The following is a 24,970-nucleotide window of genomic DNA, read 5'->3' on the forward strand; positions in this document are numbered from 1 at the left end:
AGAAGAATACATGTGCGGAAGGTATAATCTGTTTTCGGAACTGCAGACCATTGCTGAACGGTTCGATTGTATTAACAGGGAGCAGCTGGAACTTATCCCCCGTTATAATATTGCTCCCGGACAGGATATATTGGCAATCAAATCTGAAGGTGGCAGCAAGGAAGCTGCATTGATGCGCTGGGGTTTGATACCAGGCTGGGCAAATGACCCTAAGATAGGATACAAAATGATAAATGCCAGAGCGGAGTCTGTAGATGAGAAACCAACCTTTAAGGGGCTGATTAAAAGTAATAGGTGCATTATCATTGCTGATGGTTTTTATGAGTGGAAGAGGGATGGGGAAAGGAAGCAGCCATACCATATTCAGTTAAAGGATAAGGAGCCTTTTGCTTTCGCCGGACTGTATAGTAAATGGAACAGCGGAGGGAAAGCCATTTATACTTGTACCATTATCACTACTGAAGCGAATGAGCTGATGGAAGGAATCCACCACAGGATGCCAGTAATTTTGAACCGTGAAGATGAAGAGACGTGGCTTGACAATCATGAGTTGGACCATAATCAACTGCAGAAGCTGCTGGTGCCTTTTGAATCTTCAGAAATGATGTCTTATCCAATATCGACGATAGTTAATAATGCGCGAAATGAAGGCAAGGAAATTATTAATTCTCTATAACGACCCATCATTTTGAAATAAAGGGACTAGTTGAGATCCAAAAGCGCCAAGGGTAGTCTTTTGCTTCTCCAGAATTACCGATTCCAATCCGCGGGCCTGATGATATTTGTGCTGGACTGATTCCTTTCGAAATATATAGTGGCGGCTGTGTGAAGGAATTCCCATAATCGTTCATTGTAATCCCCATTGCCTTTGTAAGCTTTCCAGGTCCGCTGGCCAATTTTTTCAGATCATCAAGTCCCCTGCGTTTTTTCATTAATTCAATACCACTGTAAGGTTCAATGGCTCTGATCAAGATTGCTTCAGGTTTTTCCCTGGGGGCACTTACGACATTTACGAGAGTGTGGGTATGCATCAAATAGGTATAAACGGTTCCAGGGTGTGCAAACATCGCTTCAGTCCTTTTGGTCCGGCGATTTCCGAAACTGTGAGCCGCTCGATCATCAGGTCCAATGTAAGCCTCCGTTTCCACTATAAAGCCTGAAGCCCTTCCCTCAGCTGTTTCTTTTACCAGCAAGCAGCCCAGCAAGTCTTGTGCAAGCACCAGGGTGGACTTATTGTAGAACCCTTCTGGAAGCGGATTAAAATCAGGATGGGATTCCAAGGATTCACTAATGTGGAATAAGGGCTTTGCTTGCTTCATATATAAACACACCTCCTCATATGTTATCTTTTCATAATTTCCCCATTCAACCTGAAGAAAAACAGGAATTGTTATTATTCTTTTTTTGCTTAGTTGGCTATAATATTGATTGACTACGATCAGGATGTGAACAGAATGGCAAATAAGAAAATTGGATTTATTGGTTGTGGAAAGATGGGCCAGGCTATGATTGCCGGAATGCTTAACTCACAAAATTTCACAACCGGGCAAATTATGGTCAGTACTTCGTCAATGGCAACCCTGCAAGAGATACAGAAGAAATTTGGAGTCATCGGGACAGTGGATAATCGGGAAGTTGCCCAATATGCAGACTACATTATACTCGCGGTAAAGCCTGCGGTATATCCGAAGGTAATATCGGAAATCAAGGACGACGTAAAGGAAGATGTTGTCATCATCACCATTGCGGCTGGCGTTTCTACTCACGATGTGGAAAATGCATTCGGAAAGAACATGAAGGTCATTCGTACAATGCCAAACACCCCCTCTCTTGTAAGAGAAGGGATGACTGCGATATCAGGCAGTCATTCGGTATCTGAGGAGGACTTAAAAGAAGGAGTACAGCTTTTCGACAGCTTTGGGAAAACTGAAATTATTCAGGAAGAGCTTATGGACGCAGTACCTGCGGTAAGTGGATCGTCCCCGGCATATGCTTATATGTTCATTGAAGCGTTGGCAGATGGAGCAGTCAGGGATGGGATTTCGAGACAGCAGGCATATAGGATGGCAGCACAGGCTGTACTGGGGGCTGCAAAAATGGTTCTTGAAACAAATGATCATCCTGGTGCCCTTAAGGATGCTGTCTGTACCCCTGAGGGCGCTACAATTGAGGCGGTGGCCTCGCTTGAGAAAAATAATTTCAGGGGAACGATTCTTGAAGCGATGAAGGAATGTACAAAAAAAAGCAAATCGCTTTCGTAAATGAAAAATTTATTCGGCAAGATTAGGTATAGAGATAGCTCAGATTGACGAGAAAGGGGTTCGGAATGGAAATATTCCGAACCCTTTTGTCATTTCCCTTTGTATTTTTGTCAAAAAGATCCCCGATTTAGGGCTTTGTATCTTTATGGGGTTCATTACCGATATCTTCCACGATTCATAGATACACAGATGCTAGGGCTGCTTCCATCTTACGGACCAAATGATTCTGTCCGACCTCCTGTTCAGCCACCAATTCTGATTGATCCTGATGGATACTATTGTTTTCCCAGTCATCGATCGCCATCTCAATCTTTTATGTGTCCCAATTTACGAGAGACTTTTGCAGGCGCAAACACTCCTGCGGGAGCAGCGGTTCAGGCGGCCCCCCTCAGTGGAAAGCGAAGTGTCTGCAACAAGTATCCAAGACTCAGTTAACAGGCCAAATAAAAGGACAGTAGACAAGCTCGATTTTTACTGCGACTGGCTGTAATCTGAGGAATAGAGATGTTCTATTTCTTAGGCTTTTTTATAGTAATTGATGGAATTCGATTGAATGTAATTCCATTTTGGCTTATAGTTATGAAAGTATTCTAATAAACTGAAAGAGGGGTGTCATAGTGAAAGAAATCCTACTCATTTTATTACTACAGCTTATGTATGTTCCCCTATTAACACTTCGAACAATTTTTCTAGTAAAGAATATTACCCTTCTTGCATCCATTCTTGGGATATTTGAGATGTTAATCTATGTTTTCGGATTATCACTCGTATTCAGTGGGGACCAAAGCTTACTGGCAATGATTGTTTACGCAGTCGGTTTTGGTTTGGGAATTATTCTTGGAACCAAAATCGAACAAAAGCTGGCTATCGGGTATATTAATGTTACTGTTAATACGCAGGAAAAAAACAAGGCTTTGCTGGACACTTTAAGGAATGATGGATTTGGAGTGACCCTGTACATAGGAGAAGGCAGGGACAGCAATCGTTATCGAATGGAGATATTGACGAAAAGAAATCGTGAGGACGAATTAATTGCAACAGTGGAGAAATTCGAGCCTAAGGCATTTATTATGTCATATGAACCGAGAAGATTTAAGGGCGGCTTCCTGTTAGATCGTATGAAAAAAAGAGAACATAAATAATAAAAACAGACTTTGGAATTCAAAGTCTGTTTTTTTGATAGGTCTTGTTTTTACTTGATTAGTCCTTTGCTCTGTAAAAATTCTCTTGCAACATCCCTTGGATTTTGCTTATCAATGTCTACTTTTGCATTCATTTCAGCCATATCCTTTTCAGAGATTTTGCCGGAAAGTTCATTTACAACATTTTTCAGCTTTGGGAACTTATCCAGTGTTTCCTGACGGATGACTGGCACTGCATAATATGGCGGGAAGAATTTTTTATCATCCTTTAATACTTTCAGATTAAATCGAACGATCCTTCCATCCGTAGTAAATGCCGGTATTGCATCCACTTCACCTTCTTTGACTGCTGAATACATCAGGTTGGGATCGAGGCTGCGGCTGTCTTTAAAATGCAGGTTGTACTTTTTAATGAAGCCTGGGTATCCGTCTTCCCGTTCATAAAAGTCTGCTGGGCCGCCGAAATTGATCTGAGAAGCATGAGGTGCAAAATCTGAGATTGTATTCGTACCTAATTTCTTGTACATCTGTTGATTCAAAGCGAAGCCATACGTATTTTCAAAGCCAAGCGGCTTCATCCATTGCAGTTGATATTTGTCGCTATAGCCCTTTTTAACCTTGTTATAAATTTCATCAGGAGTTTCCTCTGGATTGTATTCTTCTTTTAATATTGTCATTAATCCAGTCCCGGTATATTCGACATACATATCGACATCACCATTCCTGGCAGCCTGGGTCATCATAGGAGTCTCCCCAAGCCCTTCCTGAACCGTCACATTATAATCTGTCATTTCCTTCACATACTCAGATAGGACATATGGCAAAATGTATTGCTCAGTAAACTTTTTACCAGCCACAACAATAGTATCTTCTGAATTCTGTCCCTTTAAGCCAAAGAATAATACAAGGGCGGCTGCAGGAACAAGAATAAAGGAAGCTTTTTTCCAGGAAAATTTCTTCCTGGATTTCGGATCAGTCGCAATCTCTATCCGTTTCAATAACCAATCGATGAGGATTGCTAAAATGGCAGCAGGTATCGCTCCTGCCAAAACTATCTCATTCCGGGCAGTTGATAACCCGCGATAAATCAAATCACCTAAACCACCTGCACCAATGAAGGCTGCGAGTGTAGCTACTCCAATTGTCAGCACGGTCGCAGTCCTCAAGCCTGCCATGATGATGGGCAATGCGAGGGGAAGTTCAATCATGCGCAGAATTTGGTTTTTCGTCATCCCCATACCGCGGCCAGCTTCTACCGCGGATTGATCGACGCCTGTAATCCCTGTGAATGTATTCCTAAGGATTGGCAACAGTGCGTAGATGATAAGGGCAAGGATGGCTGTTATGTTCCCGATACCGAAAATCGGAAGCAGGAAACCAAAGAGAGCAAGGCTCGGAATTGTTTGAAATACTGAAGTAATGCCGATAACTGGTTCGGCCAGCCTTCTCCGGCGGGCAATGAAAATCCCGAGCGGAACGGCAATCAATGTTGCAATTAATATGGATACAATGGATAGGAATAAATGCTGCTGTAAAGCTTCCAGAATCTCGGTCCATCGAGTCCGGAAGGTGTCTATTAATAATTCGAAAAAGTTATCATTATTCATTTTTGATGTCTCCTTCTGTAGCTGGCGCTATCTTCATTCCTGCCAGTCCTCTCATCATGGTAGAGCGTGTGATCAAACCGACTAGCTTTTCGTTTTCAAGGACGGGAATTAAAACGGCCCCGCGTGCAAATACCTCCGCAACATCAGTGTATGGGGTATCGGTTTGGACTGTTGAAACGTCTGTATCCATGATATCCTGGAGGGTTTTATCTTCGTCGGCATAATATTTTTCTACATTGTCGATCGTAGCAACGCCAAGCAGTTCATTCTTGGAATTGGTGACAAGAAGGGTATCTACCTTGTATGTTCTCATTGTCTTCAAGGACTGGGCAAGCCCTCTTGCAGGTCTTGCAGTAATTACTTTCTTGAGCATAAGGTCTGCTGCGGTAGGGTCTGTATTTTCCAAAGCCTGCAGCCTTTCTTCACCAATGAATCCTCGTACAAATTCATTCTTAGGATGACGAAGAATTCTTTCAGGTGTATCAAACTGGATGATTTCACCATCCTTCAAGATAGCAATTCTATCAGCTATTTTGATGGCCTCGTCCATATCATGCGTTACAAACACGATTGTCTTTTTAATATCCTCCTGAAGGTTGACAAGTTCATCCTGAAGCTGCTCCCTGCTTATAGGGTCCAATGCACTGAAGGGTTCATCCATTAGTATTACTGGTGGCTCCGCAGCCAGTGCGCGAATCACTCCGACACGCTGCTGCTGGCCGCCGCTGAGCTCCGCAGGGAATCGGGATTTATACTCTTCCGGATTTAAGCCCACCAAGTTCAGGAGTTCGTCCACCTTGCTTTCATAACGTTGTGGATCCCAACCTTTTAATTTCGGAACGAGGGTGATATTTTCTTCAATTGTGAGGTGTGGAAGCAGCCCGATTTGCTGGATCACATATCCAATATCCCGTCTAAGGAGAACAGGATCTTTTTTAGAAATATCCTCTCCATTTATTAAAATTCTGCCGCTGGTTGGTTCGATCAACCTGTTGATCATTCTCATTGTTGTAGTTTTTCCGGAGCCACTTGGGCCGATTAAAGCAACCAATTCTCCTTCGTTTATATGGAAATGAATATCCTTCAAGGCTACGAAACCATCAGGATATTTTTTTTCTACATGCTCGAATGTAATCAATACAATTCGCCTACTTTCTGAATCATAAATTTATATAGTTGACTGTTTCTTTTTTAGTAATCCCTGTTTCATGGTTGTTTATAATGCTATCCTGCCAACTTTAAAGGCTAACGAATTATCTTCAACCCAGTTATTCCAGTACGGCCCATTACCGGGGGCATATTCGAAAGGATAAACTATTCAGTGCTGAAGGGAGATGTCTGCGGGAACATCGCTAGGAGATGTGTTTTGTAAACTTAAAGAAGGAGGCCGTCCGGGATGTGATTGAAGGTATTTAATTACACCGATAAGACAATTCGTAGTTTTTATTTGGTTTGATAATATCAACTAAAACAATATTAGGATCGATTGGTTGTTCTGGTTTATGGAAACGGCCCCGCATTATAGATTTAGCCACCTATTCATGCGGCAGTTCTATAAACGTCAGAAACAGACCTTTATTTAAGGGATCACTATACCGATATAAAACAAGCAAGTTAGTTAGCTTGTTATGTCTTTGTTACCCTTCAGGAGTTGCAGGTAAACATTATTACAGAGATGTTTTTTTGGAAAAATAATCTGGTCAGTGATAAAACTGGCAATTTGACAGCAGGCAAGGGAAAAAAGAGAATGAATGTATGAGCATCGAAAAAGAGGAGGATTCGTTTTGTTAGAGACAGAAAGACTTTTATTTATTCCTTTTACACTGCAGTACGCAACAGCGGCTGCCCAGGGCAGGGAAGTGCTCCAACGGGTTTTCCCTTATGCTGTATCTGAGCAATGGCCAAATGAGGATTACGCGCAAATAATTCCACAAATCGTACAGCTGCTCAAAATGGATCCAACAAGGGAAAAATGGGGGTGGCTGCTCGTCGATAAACAGGATAAAACTCTAATGGGAGAGATTGGCTGTAAGGGTGGGCCCAATGAACGGGGGATTGTGGAAATAGGCTACGGCATTGTACCGGCTTATCAAAGTAAAGGGTATGCTGCTGAAGCTGCTTCAGGGCTGGTAGAGTGGCTGAAAACACTGCCCCAGGTGAAGAAAATCATTGCTGATTGCCTAATTGAAAATCTTGCTTCTGCCAGAGTTCTGCAGAAAGCAGGCTTTACTAAAATAAAGGAAAAAGACGGCTTTTTTCTCTGGGAAATTAAAGAATGGTAAAACAAATAAACGTGGCTGCCCCGGTTTCAGAAGATAAATCAGTTACCGCGGCAGCCACGTTTATTTGTTGTGCAGGCGCTCTTTGCAAAAGGGAATGTACATTACCGCCTTATGCACTAATGTTTTGTTTGTTAAGTACTTCTTCTGCCGTTACATATTGATAACCCAGGTCCCGTGCCACAGCTTCAAATGTAATGTCACCAAATGCCACATTTAAGCCTTTTGCGAGTGCTGCACTCTCGCGTAATGCAGTGTGCAGGCCTTTATTAGCTATCTGCAATGCGTATGGTACTGTCACATTTGTCAAGGCAATCGTGGATGTTTGCGGCACTGCACCCGGCATGTTGGCAACCGCATAATGGACTACTCCATGTTTTACGTAAGTTGGATTATCGTGGGTTGTAATCTTATCCACCGTTTCGAAAATACCACCCTGATCAATGGCTACATCGACGATCACGGAACCTGCTGACATGGATTTAACCATTTCTGCCGTTATGAGTTTAGGAGCTTTTGCCCCAGGGATCAATACAGCCCCGATCACAAGGTCAGACTCGGCAACAGCTTGTGCGATATTATAAGGATTGGAGATGAGAGTAGTAATTCCATTTCCGAATATATCATCCAGCTGGCGCAGACGATCCGGGCTTAAATCAATGATTGTAACATCGGCTCCTAGCCCAATAGCTACCTTTGCTGCATTGGTTCCGACAACACCGCCTCCGATGATTGTAACTTTTCCGCGTTTTACACCGGGAACGCCGCTTAACAGGATACCTTTGCCGCCTTTTGGCTTCTCCAGGAACTGAGCGCCGATCTGTGCAGCCATCCGGCCTGCAACCTCACTCATAGGAGTCAATAGTGGAAGAGTATGATTGACTGACACAGTTTCATACGCTATTGCGATAACCTCACTGTCCTTAAGAGCTTTAGTAAGTTCGGGGTCCGCAGCAAGATGTAAATACGTGAACAGGATAAGGCCTTTGCGGAAGTATTTGTACTCACTTTGGATTGGTTCCTTTACTTTAAGAATCATATCTGCTTCCTGCCAGACATCTGATGCAGTTTCTACAATGACAGCTCCGGCTTCCATATAGGAATCATTAGTGAAGCCACTTCCTGCTCCTGCTTCCTTTTCTACAAGCACTTCATGACCAGCCTTGACGAATGCTGTCACACCAGCCGGAGTGATCGCCACACGATTTTCATTGTTCTTTATTTCCTTTGGTACACCGATCCGCATAAATATATACCCCCAATAAAAAGTTGACCATGTCTATATCCAAAGTATAAGTCTTTTAATATCCAAAATATTTGTGCAAAAAGCTAAAGAAAAAAAGGAGCATTTGTGATTTTTCACAAATACCCCGAATCCATGTACAGCTTAATTGTATTCGTTTTCTTGATGTTGAGCTTGTTCACCAAGCTTTTCCAGGATTCTGCGCTTCTTATAGAGCATATGCCCAGTCTCAGCGATATCCTGAATCATCGATCTGTTAGTAAATGCACCAAAGACCATCCCTGCAATCGGGACCATCTGCAGCAGCTTTTTCCAGCCAAACTGATCCCGGTAGGTAGCAACCACTTCACGCCAGCCTTGAAGCTGAGAAATGACTTCATCCTTCCTATTGCTGCTATTATTAAAAAATAACGCAAGTTCATTTAGGATGGCCTCTTTTCCAACAATATCTGAAGTAGCGAATTGAAGGCTTTTAATTATAAATATTCGTTCTTCCCGGTTATTGGGATCATAACCATAGCACACTGCTATATCCTGCAGGGTTTTTAACGAAAGGCCCAATAGCACTGGAATGTCTGCGGCAAGAGTAAATAATCCTCCGATTCCAGTTGTGGCTCCTTGAAAAGCAGCCAGTTTGCTGTTGGTCTTTTGTATATCTTCACAAACAGTATCCATACAGGCGATTGGGACCTTTCCGGCGCTATCTACTGTCGTAACCATGATATCAGGGCATTGTATTTGAAGCTTATTTAAAATCGTCTTATCGTTGGAGAGATACTTGCCTCCTGATTGTATAAAGCTTCCCACTTCGTCAAGAAGGTGGCTTATTTTTTTCTGAATAAAGGATGGAGTTACTTTATCCAGCATCTTAAATGGAAGCCTGCCAATTTTATCCCAAAACCACAGGCCCTTTTGATCCTTTTCCCAGTTGTCTATTACTGATAATTCGTTAAGAAGATATTCTCTTGTTTCAGGAATCACCATTTTATCACCCTTATTCGTCACGGATTCAATTTTTGCAGAGCTTCATACTGTTGAAGCTTAATTTCCAGGAGCAGGGACATTTTCTGCAGAGGATCTTTTAGATTAATGGTCCCGATTTCTGCGATCCTTTTAAGCCGGTATGTAAGGGTATTTACATGAATATGAAGCTGTTTTGCCGCAATATTTGGATTGCAATCTTGTAAAAGGTATATTTCCAGGGTTTGCATAAGGTTCGTTTGGTTTTTATCATCATAGTTTTGCAGAGCTTGCAGGGCAGGGTTTTTTTTATTGCAAAAACCAATGCTAATTAAATTATCAAAATATTTATATATACCGAGATCACTATAGTTTGTGATTTGTGATGTTTCATCCGAAAAGGCATGTTTGATTTTAAGTGTATATAATGCTTCTTCGTAGCTGTTGATGCCATTGGTAAGGTCGTGGTATATGTCTCCGGATATTCCGAGAATGTCTTGCACAGAAAATCTGGTCTTCATTTCCATGATGAAATATCGAATGAAGTCTTTTAACAAGAGCGGAAAGTCAGAACGCAGGTCCGAGCCCGCCAGTAATATTAGTTTTTTTTGGTCAATGGTATAAAAGTATATTTTTACTTTTTGAGTAGTTGTAAGCATGTAAGATATATGCCGCTCTACTTCACGATCGATATCTTCCGGAAATTCGAAAACAGCCACGGAAAAAAAAGACGGAACCTGGAGGGAAAAATGGGTGAATTTTCTCCTGATATCAGAAGCGCTGCCAAAGTGGCCGGTAAGAAGCTGCCAAAAAAATTCCTGGTAGCTTTCTTCCTTTCTTTTCTTACGATTTTGCAGCTGCAGTAGCTGGTTTTTTCCTTCCTTCGCCGCAAACTGCAAAAAATCAAGATCAAAAGGAGTGAAAGGTTTGTTGGCTTCCAGCACCCAGATAAACCCCAGTATTTCATTATTTTTACGAATGGATACCGCGGCTCTTTTTCCCAAACCGACATCTTTTATGGATTCTACTATAATAGGATCATTGCTGGTCAACAGAGCTGGAATAATGCCTTCCTTCCAAAGGCTATTAATTACTTTCTCCGGCACGCGGCGTCCAATAATGGTGGAAATCCTGGCCTGGTCAGTGGTTTCCTGATGCATACTGTAGGCAAGCAGGCCATGGCTGCCATCTTCTATTGTTACCGGACAGCCAAGCACAGAGCTGATACGGTCCGCAAATTCCATTAAATCCCCGTTTATGCCTTTAAAAATGTCTCTGTTTATTTTATCTCCAAGCATATCCTGATCCCCTTAACAATTACTTACTTAAATTTTATTATAATTTAACGTAAATAGCTTGAAAAAAGAGCAGGTCCCAAAAAAGAATCCTTCCCTGCTTAGGGGAAGGATCCTTGGCTATTATACAGCGTTTCCGAATATCAGATTAAGGATGAAATAAGACAGGGCTGCTAACGTTCCAGCGATTGGCAATGTTATAAACCATGTAATAATCATTCGCTGGGCTGTACCCCATTTTACGCCTTTAACCCGGTGTGCAGAACCAACCCCCAGGATAGAGGAGGAGATTACGTGCGTTGTACTTACCGGCAAATGGATGAAAGTAGCTCCAAAGATGATGGCTGCTCCTGTCAAATCGGCTGCAACTCCGTTAACAGGCCTGATTTTCATAATTCCGCCGCCGACAGTTTTAATGATTTTCCAGCCGCCAACTGATGTTCCAAGACCCATAGCCAAGGCACAGGACAACTGTACCCAAAACGGAATGTCGGTAGTGGTTACCATATTGTTGGCAATAAGCGCCATCGTTATGATACCCATTGCTTTTTGAGCGTCATTCGTACCATGTGACCAAGCCTGCAGGGCTGCAGTAGCGATTTGGATGTATCTGAAATTTCTATTTGTTTTAGAAAGATTATTATTCTTAAAGATCACTTTAAATATACTATAGACAATGAATCCGACCGCAAAAGCCAAGATTGGAGAAATGATCAGTGCCTGTAGAATTTTTAGGAATCCTTTCCATTCTAACGCGCCAAAGCCTGCTGCGGCAATTGCGGCCCCAGCAATGGATCCAATAAGAGCATGTGACGAACTGCTTGGGATTCCGTAATACCAGGTGATCAGGTTCCAGGCAATCGCAGCGATCAATGCTGCAAGTATAACAATTGTGCCGTTTTCCAAACTAAATGGGTCAACGATGTCTTTTGTAATTGTCTTTGCCACTCCAGTAAATGTGATGGCACCTATGAAGTTCATCACTGCTGCCAGGATAATGGCCTGTCTTGGTTTTAATGCTTTTGTAGATACTGATGTAGCAATGGAGTTTGCTGTATCATGGAACCCGTTAATGAAGTCAAAAGCTAGGGCACCTATGACCACAAGTACGGTTAAAACGAATAAAATATCCATATATCATAGGGCTCCTTACGCATTTTTCATGACGATAGTTTCAAGTGTATTTGCAACAGCCTGGCAATAATCTGCGATTTCTTCCAGATTTTCGTATATCTCTTTGTATTGAATGATGCGGATAGGATCCTTTTCAACAGTAAAGAGGTTTTTAATGGATTGGCGCTGAATTCCGTCGCACACGGATTCAAGGTCTTTAATCTTGATTGCATGTTCACGGATGTCTTTTAACTTCTTAGATGAAAGATCATCAACTGCCCTCTCAATTTCAAAAGCACATTCCTTAATTGCATCTACGAACTTTAACATATATTCATCTGCATTGATGATGGAATACATTTCGAATAGGGCGGCAGTATGCTCAAGCCCATCCAGTACGTCGTCCATACTCATCGCAAGGGCAAGAATATCTTCGCGTTCAATAGGAGTAATGAAGGCGTTATTCAATTCCTTGATTACCTCGTGAACGAAAGAGTCGCCTTTATGCTCGAATTCCTTCATTTTATCAGAAAATACTTTAAGGTCACTGACGTTTTTTAATTTATAGTCAGCAAAATGGTCAGCGCCTTCTTTTAAGTTCTGTGAAATGTTAATAAGAAGGTTGGCAAACTTGTCCTTTTTTGATTTAAAAGCCATTAATAAAAACCCCCATCTGAATAAGCGATATTGTTTAGAATTATGCAACTTCATCCAAGAAATATATGCATAGTTTAAGCTAAATCATTGTATCGAATTCTTGCTGTTAATGTGAAGCTTTTTCGACGAAAATTTACAAATTCTTAACATTACATTAAACAAAAATTTAGACAATTCCCTAACTGTGTTTACAAACTTGTTTACCCATTATTACTTCTTGTAGACACTATCATACATAAAATTCGGATAAAAAATCCATGAAAATGGAACGGGCTCCCTGTTTAGAATGTTCATCTGGACGGGAACAAAGAAGAGCAAACCAAAATATTTGACTGGAAAGGAGCCAAAAGATGAAAAAGGGATTATTAATCGCCATTGCGATTATTGCGGCACTGCTTCTGTTTTTAGTGCCAAGCTATAATGGTTTTGTAAATGAAGAGGAAAATGTAGATCAGGCTTATGCACAAATTGAAAATCAACTGCAGCGAAGACTTGACCTTATTCCTAATTTAGTGAATACGGTAAAGGGATATGCTGCACATGAAAAAGAAGTGATTCAATCTATCTCTGATGCGCGTGCCCGGCTGGCAGGAGCAAGGACACCTGAAGAAGAGGCCACTGCGAATGCGGAATTATCAAGTGCATTGAGCCGGCTGCTTGTAATTACTGAAAATTATCCCAATCTTAAGGCAGACAAGCAATTTACCCAGCTGATGGACGAGCTTTCAGGGACCGAAAACAGGCTGGCTGTTGCGCGAAAAGATTATAACGATCGGGTAGCGTCTTATAATAGAAAAGTGAAACGTTTCCCTGGTGCGATGGTTGCCGCTATTACCGGTTTTGATGAAAAGGAATATTTCAAGGCTGACCCAAGGGCGGTAGAGGCTCCTAACGTAGACTTCGGGGGAGAAGGATAATGAAAAATAAAAAGGTCATAAGCCTTTTTGTTTTTCTTTATTTGATATCATTCTATACAACAGCATGTGCAGCCGATGGGGAAATTCCGGAAGCTCAAGGGGATATCTACGTCCAGGACTTTGCCGATGTATTATCGCCTCAACAAGAGGATGAACTAAGAAGACTTGGCAGGTCAGTGGAAGACAGGAGAACCGATCAAATTGTTGTATTGACGGTTGACACAATTGGTGACAGTACTATAGAGGAATACGCTAATCAAGCATATAGACAATATGGCTTGGGCACTAAAGAAAATAATAATGGAGCATTGCTCGTGGTAGCGATGGACGACAGGAAAATCAGAATAGAAGTAGGATATGGCCTCGAGAGCGTGCTTCCTGATGGAAAAGTCGGAAGGATATTGGATGAGAACGCGATACCTTACCTTCAATCCGGACAGCCTGATTCTGCGATAACCAGTACCTACAAGCGGCTTGCCAATGAGGTAAGCGGGCAAAACCACGAAGAGGGAAAAAAGCCAGCTGCTGCCGAGGAAAAAAACATGCCATCCTGGCTCGTGATTGTAATAATAGCCGGCGTGCTAGTTCTTGATTTTACATTTTTTGGCGGAACGATCACCTATTTCATTCTCTCTATCATGTCAAGACGTGGTGGAGGGGGAGGCTTTCGAGGAGGGGGAGGCGGTTCCTCAGGAGGCGGAGGTGCAGGCCGAGGCTGGTAGGAATTCCACAATGTATATAAGCATTCTTGACCAGATGAAATATTCTGGTCCTTTTTTGTTATATAGAATGCAATCTCAATTAGAATTGATATTCAGTAAGCCCTAAGTGTACCAATGGGATGTAGACTGCGCGTGCTGCTCGATTTTTTTCTATAAGAAGATACAATGACATTACATTAGGTATCTTGGTGATCTTAAATGGTGCAAGAAGAAGCAAAAAAGTAGAAGCTCTACAACGCGGAATGGTACAATCTGGTTGAAAGGACAAAGGAGGCTGTAAAATGGTTAAAGATATTAATACTACAGTTACACTACATAATGGGGTAGAAATGCCTCAGCTGGGATTTGGTGTTTTCAAAGTCCAAAATGGAAATGAAACAGTCGAATCTGTAAAAAAAGCTTTGGAAGCTGGCTATCGTTCAATCGACACTGCAGCCATCTATAAGAATGAAGAGGGAGTCGGCCAAGCAATTCGAGAAAGCGGAATCCCGCGAGAAGAGCTTTTCATTACTTCTAAGGTTTGGAACAGCGACCAGGGATATGAATCAACACTCCAAGCATATGAAGATAGCTTAAAACGGCTTGGGCTGGAGTATCTTGACCTTTACCTGATCCATTGGCCGGTAAAAGGGAAATATATCGATACGTGGAGAGCTTTGGAGAAATTATATAAGGATGGACGAGTACGCTCTATAGGTGTAAGCAATTTCCATGTTCACCATTTAGAGGACCTATTTGAAAACAGTGAAATCAAACCTGTCATAGATCAGGTGGAACTGCATCCGCGCCTCGCCCAGCTTGAACTTAGGGAGTTCTGTAACAACCATGGCATTAAAGTGGAGGCTTGGGGACCGCTTGGACAGGGTCACTTAATAGATGAACCGACACTAAAGCATATTGCTTCCAAACATGGAAAAACAACAGCTCAAGTACTAATAAGATGGCATTTGCAGCATGAGATCGTTGTTATTCCAAAATCTGTGACTCCTTCGCGAATCGAACAAAATGCCGAGGTTTTTGATTTTGAATTAAGTAAGGACGAAATGAACCAAATTGATTCCCTTAATCTAAATGAGAGATATGGGGCAGACCCTGATAACTTTAATTTTTAGAAAGTCTAATAAAGAAACGAGGGAACCCCCTTGTTTCTTTATTTGTATAATATTGTATAAAAATACAATCTTGTAGTATAAATTTAATATAATACCCTTTTATCCATGAATTATTCCATTTGAAGTATACGATTTTTTATTCGTTTTTTTAGGTTTCGATTTGTGAGGAAGGGGAAAGTAATTAGTACAACGGCAAAGGCAGCGACTAAGAACGATTCACCTTCACAAAGAGGTAGAGTACTCGGTTAGCTTACATTTCTTTGCTGCAAAAGAGGTATACCAAAGAGTACTCCAAAATCATTGCCCGGGCAGCCAGTGTATCAGTAAATCCTTTAGGAATTATATGTATAAGAAACAGCGATAATTGGGTCGTATGAATTTTGATTGCAAGACTGATAATATAACTGGAAGCTGTCTAATGAAAATCTCTCTTTGCAACCAGGTGTTAATTGGAACTTAGAAGCGATTTGCCGTAAGGAAGAAGGTAGGACATGCCACCTTTTTCATCTCAAAAATTAATTAAGGAGGAGTTTACTAATGGAATTTTTATGGTCACTGATTGTTGGAGGTATTATAGGATGGTTAGCTGGAATGATAGTTGGGCGTGACGTTCCATTTGGCATTATCGGTAACATTATAGCAGGCTTTATCGGAGCATGGTTGGGCTCACTAATTTTAGGAGACTGGGGTCCGGTAGTAGGTAACTTTGCAATTATTCCAGCTCTAATCGGTGCAATCGTTCTAGTGTTTGTTCTAAGCCTTATCTTTAAAAGCATGCGAAAAGCATCCTAATGGATGTTCAAAATATAACCTTCCCAATATGGGAAGGTTTTTTCATGTCTGCAAACTATAACACTTAGCCCTCCAATATCTGTGAAGGAAAAATGGACGGGTTATCCAAGAATGGAGCTGCTACTTCAATGGGTTCTTCTGTAATCGGGTGTATAAATTCTATTTTAAGCGCATGCAAAGCTTGTCTTTTAAATTTCGAAGGGCCCCCATATAGTATATCCCCCATCAGCGGATGACCGATATGACTAAGGTGCACCCTTATTTGATGTGTCCTTCCGCTTTCCAATTGGCAGGTGATCAGAGTCATATTTTCCTTTGGAAAAGTGTGGACCGCCTTGTAGTGAGTAATTGCTGATTGGCCCCCGGGAGATACTCTTCTTCTTGTGGCGTGGTGGCGGTCGCGTCCTATTTTTTCATTAATTGTTCCCTGTGGCTGGGCGATAATTCCCTCGACTAAAGCGGCGTAGGTCCGTTTTATTTCCCTTTCTTCCAGCATTTTGTCAAGCATAGAACCAACCAATTTAGCTTTTGCAAATAACACAGCTCCGGTCGTATCTTTATCCAGGCGGTGGATATGCTTGATATAGCCCTGTTGTCCCGATTGAGTGAGGTAATAGGCTACAGCGTTTAAAAGGGTGTTTGTGTGACCAGCGGTAGAAGGGTGAGTTTCCAGTCCGGATGGTTTATTGGCTATTAATAGGAAATCATCTTCATAAATGATATCTATCTCTAAATCAGCAGGGATAATGGAAGCAGGCAGTTTGCTTTCAAAAGCCGGAAAACTAAGAGACTGGCCGGTTAATAGCGGCAGGTTCCACGGAATTTCTTGTCCATCCACCTTCACGTTTTTGCTCATCCTCAGTTCATGAAGCATTTTTTTAGGTGTTTTCCATTTTTCCTTGAATATGTCATCCACAGTACATTTATCCCATTTTTGCGGAATGGTGATGGCTAGTTCGTTCCCTTTTCTGACAGAATCAATCAAATAAATCCCTACTTTCGGTTAATTAACAAGAAATTCGATAAAAAGTCACGGATTGTCTTACATCATTAGGAAGATTACAACAACCATTTTCCTATGAAATTTTCCCGGTGGGTATAATTACCACCCTTTTTTTATAGGTCTTATGGTATTCTAAAAAAAGGTCAAGAAATAAAAATATACAGTCAGGTATAAAAGTCTTAAAAGGGTGGGTTATACGTGAAGATTGTCTTTTCTTCAACATGTGAGCAGGAGCAGGAAATCAGTAGCCTCGTCTCTTCATTTTATCTTTCGATCTTCCCGAAATATTTTACGGAAGAAGAAATTACACAGTTTGAACAACTCGGGGTTTTACAGATTCCAGCTAATAGTCTAACTTATTTTGGCACTTTGAGAGATGCATTTCAAGTGATGACATGCTTACAGATAATCAGGTCCATTCTGGAAAAAAGAGAAACCAACCGGAATCGCTTAGAAAAGAAGCTGGAAATTCTATTTAAAAATAATGTGCGCATTCTTAATGATTATGGAGTATTTTTTCCGTTGAATTTGGAAAACTTCATATTATTAAAAGACCAAAAAACTGAAAATTCATTTTTAATGTATATGGAACCGGCTAATCAGTATCTTGTGTAGTGACCGGCGTTCACATGCCCAACATACATAGACTGAGTGAATGGAAAGAAAAGAGGCTGCCCGCTAGGGTTCAGCCTCTTTTTGTTTACTTAATTTATTCCATTCTTTTCAAACCACTCTTTATATTCTTTTTCTTCCATCTGACCGACCAATCGATCCACTTCTTTCCCATTCTTATAAAAAACAATGGTAGGAGTGGATTCGATTTTGTAGTCATCCCATCCCTGTTCGAACTCGAGCAGATTATATTGCTCCAGGTCGATTCCCATTTTCTCTGCAAGAGGTGCCACAATTGGTGTTGCTTTTTGGCAATGCGGACATGTCGGGCTATAAAAGTATACGGTGGCATCTTTTTTATCGCGTAATTTATTAGCAAGCTCGGCTGGAAGAATCAGATTCTGGTAATTGGGATCATCCAGTTGGTCTATGGTCGATTGATCAAGATTCTTCTTGCCGTAAGGATTGCCTTGGACTTTTTCTTCTTGTTGGTAACTAGTGATTAAAGCAATCGCTATGAATAATACTGCGATAACACACAGAAATATTATCATTTTCTTCATGATGCGGCCTCCCGGTCTTTTTTCCAAATGATATAACTGCATACAAAAATGATGATGAAGGCAGTGAACGCAAGAAAAGGGATGGTAATAAATCCTAACCAGTTAATATATTGACCTGTACAAGGTACTCTGCCACACGATGGGGCATTCTCGGTAAAGAAAGGAATCTTTTGAAGCATATAATGATACAGAGATATAAGTGCGCCAATACTGGATAATACCATAGAGTACAAGCTGATCCAGTAATGCTTTTTAATCAGTGCAATTCCTAGCACTATAGTCAAGGGATACATTAATATCCTTTGATACCAGCAAAGTCCGCATGGTTCATATTGTCTGACTTCCGAAAAGTATAAGCTCCCAAACATAGCCACAATCGCCGCTGCCCAAGCAATAAACAAGGGATTTTCACGGTAGTCCTTAGGTTTGTCCATATGCACTCCACCCGATCATCAATTCAAAACCCTATCTCATAAAAAGTGAATGAATTCAACTTAATGAAAATTATATTATGGATAACCGGGCGCTGTAAAATATATGTGATTATAGTCTATAGTTCGACAATGCCGATGCATGGCAGCTAGGTATTTTGCTTCAATCATTCACAGCGATTCGGGTGGCAGTTTCTCCAATCAAGTTTACTGAATGCAGTGAACCGCTAAAACATACATATAATGCATATAGCAGCGCTGCTGCGGTTGCATTAAGCTCTTCCAGCGCGGGGGTGTGATCTTATGGCTGCCTAACTAGAAGCACTGCAAAGAGCCTTACTTTGAATGGGTGGGCAATTATATTCAGATCCCGCCAATTCGTTTCAGATTTTTTCATAACGGGTAAAACTAAAGGATATAGTACCCCGATTTTGAAAGGTAGCATAAAGGAGAGCAATGTAATGACAAAGCTTGATTTACACAAATTCGAGAAAAAAATGGAAATAAGGAATATGAGAAAGAGTGATATAGACGAAATAATTACCATGCAGGCGTTTTGCTTCCCAGGCATGATACCGTGGACGAGAGAGCAGCTGGAAAGTCACCTTGACATCTTTCCTGAGGGCCAGTTTGTAGCAGAATATGATGGAAAAGTAATCGGCTCATGCTCCAGTTTGATTATAAATTTCGATGAGTATGACGATCGCCACAGCTGGGATGACGTAACCGATAATGGTTATATTACGAACCATGATCCAAATGGCTATAACTTATATGGGATCGAGATCATGGTCCACCCGGATTTCCGTAGAATGAAGATTGGCCAGCGGCTGTATGAAGCCAGGAAAGAACTTGCTGCACAGCTGAATTTAAAAAGTATTATTATTGGAGGGCGTATACCTAATTATCACAAATATGCCGACCAATTATCGCCGAGAGAATATGTGAAAGAAGTTCAACTTCATAAAATTTATGACCCAGTTCTTTCCTTTCAATTGTTAAATGGGTTTACTTTAATGAGAATAAATCCAAATTATCTTCCCGATGACAAGGCCTCCAATAAATATGCGACCTTGATGGAATGGAATAATGTGGATTATCACCCGAAAACGAAAAGATTTTTCAAAACATCCGAGCCAGTCAGGATCTGCGTTGTACAATATATGATGCGGCAAATCTCATCATTTGAGGATTTTGCAAGCCAGGTTGAGTATTTCACTGATGTTGCTTCGGACGCAAATGCTGATTTTGCGGTTTTTCCTGAATTGTTCACTACCCAGCTGATGTCATTTCTAAATGAACGAACTCCGAGCCTGGCTGTAAGAAGGCTGACGGAATTTACGGAGCAATACATTGAACTGTTTACAACATTGGCAGTCCGATACAATGTCAACATCATCGGAGGCTCCCATTTTGTAAAAGAAGATGATGAAAATATATATAATATTGCATATTTGTTTAGAAGAGACGGAACAATTGAAAAACAATACAAAATCCACATAACTCCTAATGAACGGAAGTGGTGGGGAATTAACGCCGGGGACAGGGTAAGGGTATTTGATACGGATTGCGGCAGAATAGCCATTCAAATCTGTTATGATATTGAATTCCCAGAAATGGCGAGGATTGCGACAGAAATGGGTGCGAAAATCATATTTACACCTTTCTGTACGGAGGATAGGCAGGGCTACCTTCGAGTCCGTTATTGCGCGCAGGCCCGTGCGATTGAAAACCAGATATATACGGTCATTTCCGGGACTGTTGGAAACTTGCCGCAAACAGAAAATATGGATATTCAATACGCGCAATCCGGGATTTTCGCTCCTTCGGATTTCGAATTTGCCCGCGATGGCATTGTTGGAGAAACGAATCCCAATATCGAAATGGTACTCATTGGTGATGTAGACCTGGAGATTTTGAGGCGGCAGCGGCAATCAGGGACCGTACGGCAGCTTAAGGATCGCCGGCACGATATTTACCAAATTAATTACGATGTAAAAGACTAAATTATAGAGGCTGACGGTGAAGTCAGCCTCTTTTTGTTTCGCTATTCGGGAGTACCAGCCATAGTATCCTCAAATGCCTAAAGTATTCGTATATTTTCCTTTATGCCTGTAAACAATAGCTATATCGTTTCTGAACGTATATAAGTTACCCGTACAGATATATATCGTTTGATGTCATTTCCGCTGCATGGTCCAAATATCGCAGCAGAGCATATAAATGGCGCTCCAAAACTGTGTTGTCTTTTTCGAAATGGTATGCGTGCAGAAAATACTCTATCTTTTTCGATAAGAAATTATCCTTCGTCCTAACCATCAAAATCAGTAAATTATCCCACTCGGATCGATGAGTATAAAACAGCGCCCGGTCATAATCAACTTTGTTCATTTTCTCTCCTCCTTAAAGGAGTGTAGTAGTAGTTTGGTCGAAAAACAGCCCCGGCTTTCTATACAAAATGTGGGGATGGGGATAAATCGTGAATGTTTCTATTTACCTGTATAAAGGACGGCATGCATGAACCAGTTTCCTCATCAAATGACCGGGTCAGTTGATTTTCTGTTTAACGAGCCAATGATTATTCCTTCCTTTCTTTATACATATGACAACATGGAATATGGTTTGAGGGCTCCTGAAAAATATTATTATGGATGGACTGGCCGCATTGCACGCGATGGCCGTATTTTGCCGAGCTAAGGGAGACGGCGAATAATTTCGTGGCCTTTGTTGCAAAATAATCAAAACCAAACAGGAGGTCAGGTATGAAAAGAATTTTTGCATTCGTTTTTATCATTTGTATGCTGCTGCAGGGACATATGGCAGAAGCGCAAACCGCCCAATATGAAAAGTATGGAAGGACCGCATTGGGGATCGTACAGTCCGACTACCCTGGAGAACCTGTAACCGACTATCAATATCAAGGCCGAAGGGATTTGGGAAATGGGCAGGTTGAGGACTCATTTCGATTTACTGTCAGAGAACGGGGACAAGTTAAAACGGTCGATGTCATCGTCAGGCATCGAGTAAGGGATGATAAAGTTACCCAGGTGACAATAGCAGAAAGAACACCGGCACCTCGGCCATAACGGGGAAATGTCAAGGATTAGCGTACAGCTATTCCTTTTTTCTTTGAAAGATATTCTTTATTGCGTCATTTTCCATTTCTTCAAACATACATTGTTTAAAAAGGGGAGAAGCGGATGAATCATGCAGAACAAAAAGCACTTGAATATGCTATAAGTGAAATAACAGAAATTGCTAAAGGGTTTGGCTTGGACTTTTACCCTATGCGCTACGAAATATGTCCATCGGAAATCATTTATACTTTTGGTGCCTACGGAATGCCTACTCGATTTTCTCATTGGAGTTTCGGAAAACAATTCCACAAGATGAAACTCCACTACGATCTCGGCCTTAGCAAAATATATGAATTGGTTATCAACTCTAATCCCTGTTATGCTTTTCTATTGGATTCCAATTCTTTGATCCAGAACAAATTGATAGTCGCGCATGTTCTTGCCCACTGTGACTTCTTTAAAAACAATATTAGGTTCCAAAATACCAAACGTGATATGGTCGAGAGTATGGCAGCAACGGCAGACCGAATTCGCCAATACGAAATATTGCATGGCAAGCAAGAGGTGGAAAAATTTCTGGATGCTGTACTTGCGATCGAGGAGCATATCGATCCTTCACTTATCAGACCTAAGCTGGCCTGGAGTATGGAAGACCAGGAAGAAGAGGGAGATCAAAAGCAAGTCATTTCACCATATGATGACCTTTGGGACCTGGATGGAAAAACAGTTCAGCCAAAACAAAAGTCCCGTTTGCCAAAGCAATTTCCGCCGCGCCCAGAAAAAGATATATTGCTTTTTATCGAACAATACAGCCGGGAGCTTGAGGACTGGCAGCGCGATATCATGACCATGATGCGGGAGGAAATGCTATATTTTTGGCCGCAGCTTGAAACAAAAATCATGAATGAAGGGTGGGCCTCCTACTGGCATCAGCGTATTTTGCGAGAGCTGGATCTAACTTCGGATGAATCAATTGAATTTGCCAAACTGAATGCGGGAGTCGTCCAGCCATCGAGAACCAGCATCAATCCATATTACCTGGGGTTAAAGATTTTGGAATATATTGAAGAGAGATATGATAATCCTACAGAAGAGATGAAGAAGAGGGGAGTAGAGCCTGGATCAGGACGTGAGAAGATTTTTGAAGTGCGGGAAATCGAATCCGATATTTCGTTTTTACGCAACTATTTAACAAAAGAACTTGTTCATCGTGAAGATATGTATTTGTTTCAAAAGCAAGGAAAAGATTATAAAATAGTCGATAAGGCCTGGGAGCACGTTCGCGACCAGCTTGTTAGCATGCGTGTCAATGGTGGGTTTCCGTATTTAACAGTAACTGACGGGGACTATTTACGTAACGGAGAGCTGTACATCAAGCATTCCTACGAGGGAATTGAACTGGATGTGAAATATCTGGAAAAAGTATTGCCCTATATTCGTCAGCTTTGGGGACGTCCGGTGCATCTGGAAACTACAATGGAAAGCAAAGAAATCGTATTTAGTTTTGATGGAAAAGGTATTCATAAGAAGTATATTTAAACAAAAAATTATTGACCCGGTTACCTTATAAAAAGGTAACTTTTTTTATGTCCATAGAAAGACGCAGGCAGCGCTTGGAAAACAATATCCGATAAAAGAGACCTGCTAATATAAATCTCTGCAAAAAGGGAAACTAAACATGTCATCAGGGAAGTCGGCATGCATGGATTGAAGTTGCTGGAGCTGGAATGGAAGTGATTCATACTGGAATTGGGTAACGGGATGATGACTGATGAAGAATAGGGAAGGAGAGTTGTTTCACAAGAAAACTGAACGGTCTGGCTGGATTAGGTCCAAACAGTGCTTGTAATACCGTACCAAGGAAATTTGTTGATTTCAGCCATTATAAAAAGTCCAGGTATCATTGCCCGAGAATGTTGGACGGCTTGATTATTAGTGTCCGACATTTATGAGGCTGACGCAGGGTGGTAATAAAATCGCCTTTTGTCAGCCTTTAATATTGCCTTTAAAGGCAGCGAATAACATATTCCTGCTTCTTTGTATACAATCAATATTCAATGTTTTATTTACTTCAATAAAACTTTCGTATACGCAACTTTTTTTAGAGAAGTTTAAAGAGTTTCCTCCTGTTTAAAATAATAAAAAAACGCAATTATGTTTCTCTAGACCCACCAATCTTTATTTTGATAAGATACGTAGGTTGATTGTTAGGGGGATGCTGAAATGGGAACAAGAGAGTCTTTGGCCAAGAAGGTTGCCTGGATTAGTGTTATTTGTAATATCCTATTGACCATTGGAAAAGTGGTAATAGGTTTATATGGGAACAGTGATGCGGTATTTGCAGATGGAATCCATTCAGCCGCAGACGTATTTGCATCCATTATAGTGCTACTGGTTATAAAAATTTCAAATAAGCCGGCAGATGAAGAGCATCCATATGGACATGGAAAAGCAGAGGTCATTGTTTCTGGAATGGTCGGTATCATTTTGTTTTTGGTGTCTGTTTATGTTATTTACGAAGCAATACAAGGATTCTTTCACCCGATTACAACACCGAGCATGCTGGCGATGTGGGTAGCAATCATCTCCTATGCAGCCAAAGAATATTTATATCGGTATTCCTTAAGAAAAGCAAGGGAACAAAATAGTAAAGCAATTGAAGCCATTGCATACGACCATAAAGCAGATATCGTTGCCTCAATTGCGGCCGCGGCTGGAGTGCTGCTCTCGATTATTGGAGACAAGCTTAATATCCATATTTTGCTGTATGGTGATAAAGTAGCCAGTATCATTGTTGCTTATTTAATTTTCAACATAGCCAGAAAAATGCTCAAAGAAGCCTTTGATATTTTATTGGAGCGTAATATTGAACTGGAACTTCTGGAAGAATATAAACAAGTTGTCATGGCGTTTCCCAGCGTAAAACGGATTGACAGAATCAGGGCGAGGGAGCATGGACATTATGTATTGGTCGATTTAAGAATTTCCATTGACCATAGCAAAACGATCAAGGAAGGGCATGATTTGTCCAGGGAAATTAAAAAGAGACTGATGGAAAAATACCAGAACATAGAAGAGGTGTTGATTCACCTAAACCCGTATTACCCAGAGTGACACTTGATAGCACAAAGCAATATAAATTTTATAAGAGAGCACTTCAGCCCTTCGAATGAAGGGTTTTTTT

Annotated in this window: 27 protein-coding genes; 14 read left to right on the forward strand and 13 right to left on the reverse strand. The window is 41.2% G+C overall.

The window, feature by feature from the left end:
- Positions 1–10: 10 nt before the first annotated feature.
- On the forward strand, positions 11–676 hold the full coding sequence (locus V1500_RS04750) for an SOS response-associated peptidase (RefSeq protein ID WP_409304440.1): 666 nt from the start codon (positions 11–13) through the stop codon (positions 674–676).
- Positions 677–683: 7 nt separating this feature from the next.
- Here the strand turns inward: V1500_RS04750 and V1500_RS04755 are convergent, their stop codons facing one another.
- A complete protein-coding gene (locus tag V1500_RS04755; RefSeq protein WP_409304441.1) occupies positions 684–1,319 on the reverse strand; it encodes a DNA-3-methyladenine glycosylase in 636 nt (211 codons plus the stop codon).
- Between the two features lie 135 nt (positions 1,320–1,454).
- On the opposite strand from V1500_RS04755, the gene proC reads away from it, so the two are divergent.
- Positions 1,455–2,261 carry a pyrroline-5-carboxylate reductase gene (gene proC, locus V1500_RS04760; protein ID WP_409304442.1) on the forward strand — a complete coding sequence of 269 codons (807 nt, stop codon included), beginning with the start codon at positions 1,455–1,457 and terminating at the stop codon, positions 2,259–2,261.
- Between the two features lie 175 nt (positions 2,262–2,436).
- Here proC and V1500_RS04765 read toward each other — a convergent pair whose 3' ends face one another.
- The gene (locus tag V1500_RS04765) at positions 2,437–2,565 is read right to left on the reverse strand and encodes a hypothetical protein (RefSeq protein WP_409304443.1); all 129 of its coding nucleotides are present in this window, start codon (positions 2,563–2,565) and stop codon (positions 2,437–2,439) included.
- Positions 2,566–2,878: 313 nt separating this feature from the next.
- Between V1500_RS04765 and V1500_RS04770 the strand changes: the two genes are divergently transcribed.
- The gene (locus V1500_RS04770; RefSeq protein ID WP_409304444.1) at positions 2,879–3,403 is read left to right on the forward strand and encodes a DUF2179 domain-containing protein; all 525 of its coding nucleotides are present in this window, start codon (positions 2,879–2,881) and stop codon (positions 3,401–3,403) included.
- 50 nt (positions 3,404–3,453) lie between these two features.
- Here V1500_RS04770 and V1500_RS04775 read toward each other — a convergent pair whose 3' ends face one another.
- Together V1500_RS04775 and V1500_RS04780 are read right to left on the reverse strand one after the other, a co-directional pair.
- The gene (locus V1500_RS04775; RefSeq protein WP_409304445.1) at positions 3,454–5,010 is read right to left on the reverse strand and encodes a glycine betaine ABC transporter substrate-binding protein; all 1,557 of its coding nucleotides are present in this window, start codon (positions 5,008–5,010) and stop codon (positions 3,454–3,456) included.
- Entirely contained in the window at positions 5,003–6,148 is a 1,146-nt protein-coding gene (locus V1500_RS04780; protein ID WP_409304446.1) for an ABC transporter ATP-binding protein, read from the reverse strand. The genes V1500_RS04775 and V1500_RS04780 overlap by 8 nt, the downstream gene beginning before the upstream one ends.
- 646 nt (positions 6,149–6,794) lie before the next feature.
- On the opposite strand from V1500_RS04780, the gene V1500_RS04785 reads away from it, so the two are divergent.
- Complete coding sequence (locus V1500_RS04785; RefSeq protein ID WP_409304447.1) at positions 6,795–7,292, forward strand: GNAT family N-acetyltransferase; 498 nt, start codon at positions 6,795–6,797, stop codon at positions 7,290–7,292.
- 109 nt (positions 7,293–7,401) lie between these two features.
- On the opposite strand, the gene ald is transcribed toward V1500_RS04785, so the two are convergent.
- The 5 genes from ald to V1500_RS04810 all read right to left on the reverse strand — a co-directional run bounded on the left by ald (position 7,402) and on the right by V1500_RS04810 (position 12,557).
- Positions 7,402–8,535, reverse strand: coding sequence for an alanine dehydrogenase (ald, locus tag V1500_RS04790; protein WP_409304448.1), 1,134 nt, complete (start codon positions 8,533–8,535; stop codon positions 7,402–7,404).
- 141 nt (positions 8,536–8,676) lie between these two features.
- A complete protein-coding gene (locus V1500_RS04795) occupies positions 8,677–9,516 on the reverse strand; it encodes an EcsC family protein (RefSeq protein WP_409304449.1) in 840 nt (279 codons plus the stop codon).
- A 17-nt stretch (positions 9,517–9,533) separates the two neighbouring features.
- Positions 9,534–10,790, reverse strand: a complete 1,257-nt coding sequence (locus tag V1500_RS04800) for a PucR family transcriptional regulator (protein ID WP_409304450.1) — start codon at positions 10,788–10,790, stop codon at positions 9,534–9,536.
- A gap of 120 nt (positions 10,791–10,910) precedes the next feature.
- Positions 10,911–11,921, reverse strand: coding sequence for an anion permease (locus V1500_RS04805; protein ID WP_409304451.1), 1,011 nt, complete (start codon positions 11,919–11,921; stop codon positions 10,911–10,913).
- A 15-nt stretch (positions 11,922–11,936) separates the two neighbouring features.
- Positions 11,937–12,557 (reverse strand): DUF47 domain-containing protein, encoded by a 621-nt coding sequence (locus V1500_RS04810; RefSeq protein WP_409304452.1) that lies wholly within the window; start codon positions 12,555–12,557, stop codon positions 11,937–11,939.
- A 350-nt stretch (positions 12,558–12,907) separates the two neighbouring features.
- Here V1500_RS04810 and V1500_RS04815 point away from each other — a divergent pair, with 350 nt between their 5' ends.
- The 4 genes from V1500_RS04815 (at position 12,908) to V1500_RS04830 (ending at position 16,100) form a co-directional block, all read left to right on the forward strand.
- Positions 12,908–13,474: a LemA family protein gene (locus tag V1500_RS04815; RefSeq protein WP_409304453.1), complete on the forward strand. Its 567-nt coding sequence runs from the start codon at positions 12,908–12,910 to the stop codon at positions 13,472–13,474.
- Positions 13,474–14,196: a TPM domain-containing protein gene (locus tag V1500_RS04820; RefSeq protein ID WP_409304454.1), complete on the forward strand. Its 723-nt coding sequence runs from the start codon at positions 13,474–13,476 to the stop codon at positions 14,194–14,196. The genes V1500_RS04815 and V1500_RS04820 overlap by 1 nt, the downstream gene beginning before the upstream one ends.
- A 281-nt stretch (positions 14,197–14,477) precedes the next feature.
- Positions 14,478–15,308: an aldo/keto reductase gene (locus tag V1500_RS04825; RefSeq protein WP_409304455.1), complete on the forward strand. Its 831-nt coding sequence runs from the start codon at positions 14,478–14,480 to the stop codon at positions 15,306–15,308.
- Between the two features lie 537 nt (positions 15,309–15,845).
- Entirely contained in the window at positions 15,846–16,100 is a 255-nt protein-coding gene (locus tag V1500_RS04830; protein WP_409304456.1) for a GlsB/YeaQ/YmgE family stress response membrane protein, read from the forward strand.
- Between the two features lie 64 nt (positions 16,101–16,164).
- On the opposite strand, the gene V1500_RS04835 is transcribed toward V1500_RS04830, so the two are convergent.
- Positions 16,165–17,082: an RluA family pseudouridine synthase gene (locus V1500_RS04835; RefSeq protein WP_409305914.1), complete on the reverse strand. Its 918-nt coding sequence runs from the start codon at positions 17,080–17,082 to the stop codon at positions 16,165–16,167.
- A 219-nt stretch (positions 17,083–17,301) separates the two neighbouring features.
- On the opposite strand from V1500_RS04835, the gene V1500_RS04840 reads away from it, so the two are divergent.
- Positions 17,302–17,718, forward strand: coding sequence for a DUF5365 family protein (locus V1500_RS04840; protein WP_409304457.1), 417 nt, complete (start codon positions 17,302–17,304; stop codon positions 17,716–17,718).
- Positions 17,719–17,807: 89 nt separating this feature from the next.
- Here the strand turns inward: V1500_RS04840 and V1500_RS04845 are convergent, their stop codons facing one another.
- Together V1500_RS04845 and V1500_RS04850 are read right to left on the reverse strand one after the other, a co-directional pair.
- Positions 17,808–18,278: a thioredoxin family protein gene (locus V1500_RS04845; protein WP_409304458.1), complete on the reverse strand. Its 471-nt coding sequence runs from the start codon at positions 18,276–18,278 to the stop codon at positions 17,808–17,810.
- Positions 18,275–18,712 (reverse strand): disulfide oxidoreductase, encoded by a 438-nt coding sequence (locus tag V1500_RS04850; RefSeq protein ID WP_409304459.1) that lies wholly within the window; start codon positions 18,710–18,712, stop codon positions 18,275–18,277. Before V1500_RS04850 ends, V1500_RS04845 begins: the two co-directional genes overlap by 4 nt.
- Positions 18,713–19,170: 458 nt before the next feature.
- Here V1500_RS04850 and V1500_RS04855 point away from each other — a divergent pair, with 458 nt between their 5' ends.
- Positions 19,171–20,715 (forward strand): GNAT family N-acetyltransferase, encoded by a 1,545-nt coding sequence (locus V1500_RS04855; RefSeq protein ID WP_409304460.1) that lies wholly within the window; start codon positions 19,171–19,173, stop codon positions 20,713–20,715.
- 145 nt (positions 20,716–20,860) lie between these two features.
- Here V1500_RS04855 and V1500_RS04860 read toward each other — a convergent pair whose 3' ends face one another.
- On the reverse strand, positions 20,861–21,100 hold the full coding sequence (locus tag V1500_RS04860; RefSeq protein ID WP_409304461.1) for a YhdB family protein: 240 nt from the start codon (positions 21,098–21,100) through the stop codon (positions 20,861–20,863).
- A gap of 126 nt (positions 21,101–21,226) precedes the next feature.
- On the opposite strand from V1500_RS04860, the gene V1500_RS04865 reads away from it, so the two are divergent.
- The 4 genes from V1500_RS04865 (at position 21,227) to V1500_RS04880 (ending at position 24,900) form a co-directional block, all read left to right on the forward strand.
- The gene (locus V1500_RS04865; protein WP_409304462.1) at positions 21,227–21,406 is read left to right on the forward strand and encodes a hypothetical protein; all 180 of its coding nucleotides are present in this window, start codon (positions 21,227–21,229) and stop codon (positions 21,404–21,406) included.
- A 65-nt stretch (positions 21,407–21,471) separates the two neighbouring features.
- Positions 21,472–21,795 carry a DUF3889 domain-containing protein gene (locus V1500_RS04870; protein WP_409304463.1) on the forward strand — a complete coding sequence of 108 codons (324 nt, stop codon included), beginning with the start codon at positions 21,472–21,474 and terminating at the stop codon, positions 21,793–21,795.
- A gap of 114 nt (positions 21,796–21,909) precedes the next feature.
- Positions 21,910–23,325, forward strand: coding sequence for a SpoVR family protein (locus tag V1500_RS04875; RefSeq protein ID WP_409304464.1), 1,416 nt, complete (start codon positions 21,910–21,912; stop codon positions 23,323–23,325).
- Positions 23,326–24,009: 684 nt separating this feature from the next.
- Entirely contained in the window at positions 24,010–24,900 is an 891-nt protein-coding gene (locus V1500_RS04880; RefSeq protein WP_409304465.1) for a cation diffusion facilitator family transporter, read from the forward strand.
- The last annotated feature ends 70 nt before the right edge of the window (positions 24,901–24,970 follow it).

The sequence above is a fragment of the Peribacillus sedimenti genome (assembly GCF_046237635.1).
In the GTDB taxonomy this organism is placed as follows: domain Bacteria; phylum Bacillota; class Bacilli; order Bacillales; family DSM-1321; genus Peribacillus; species Peribacillus sedimenti.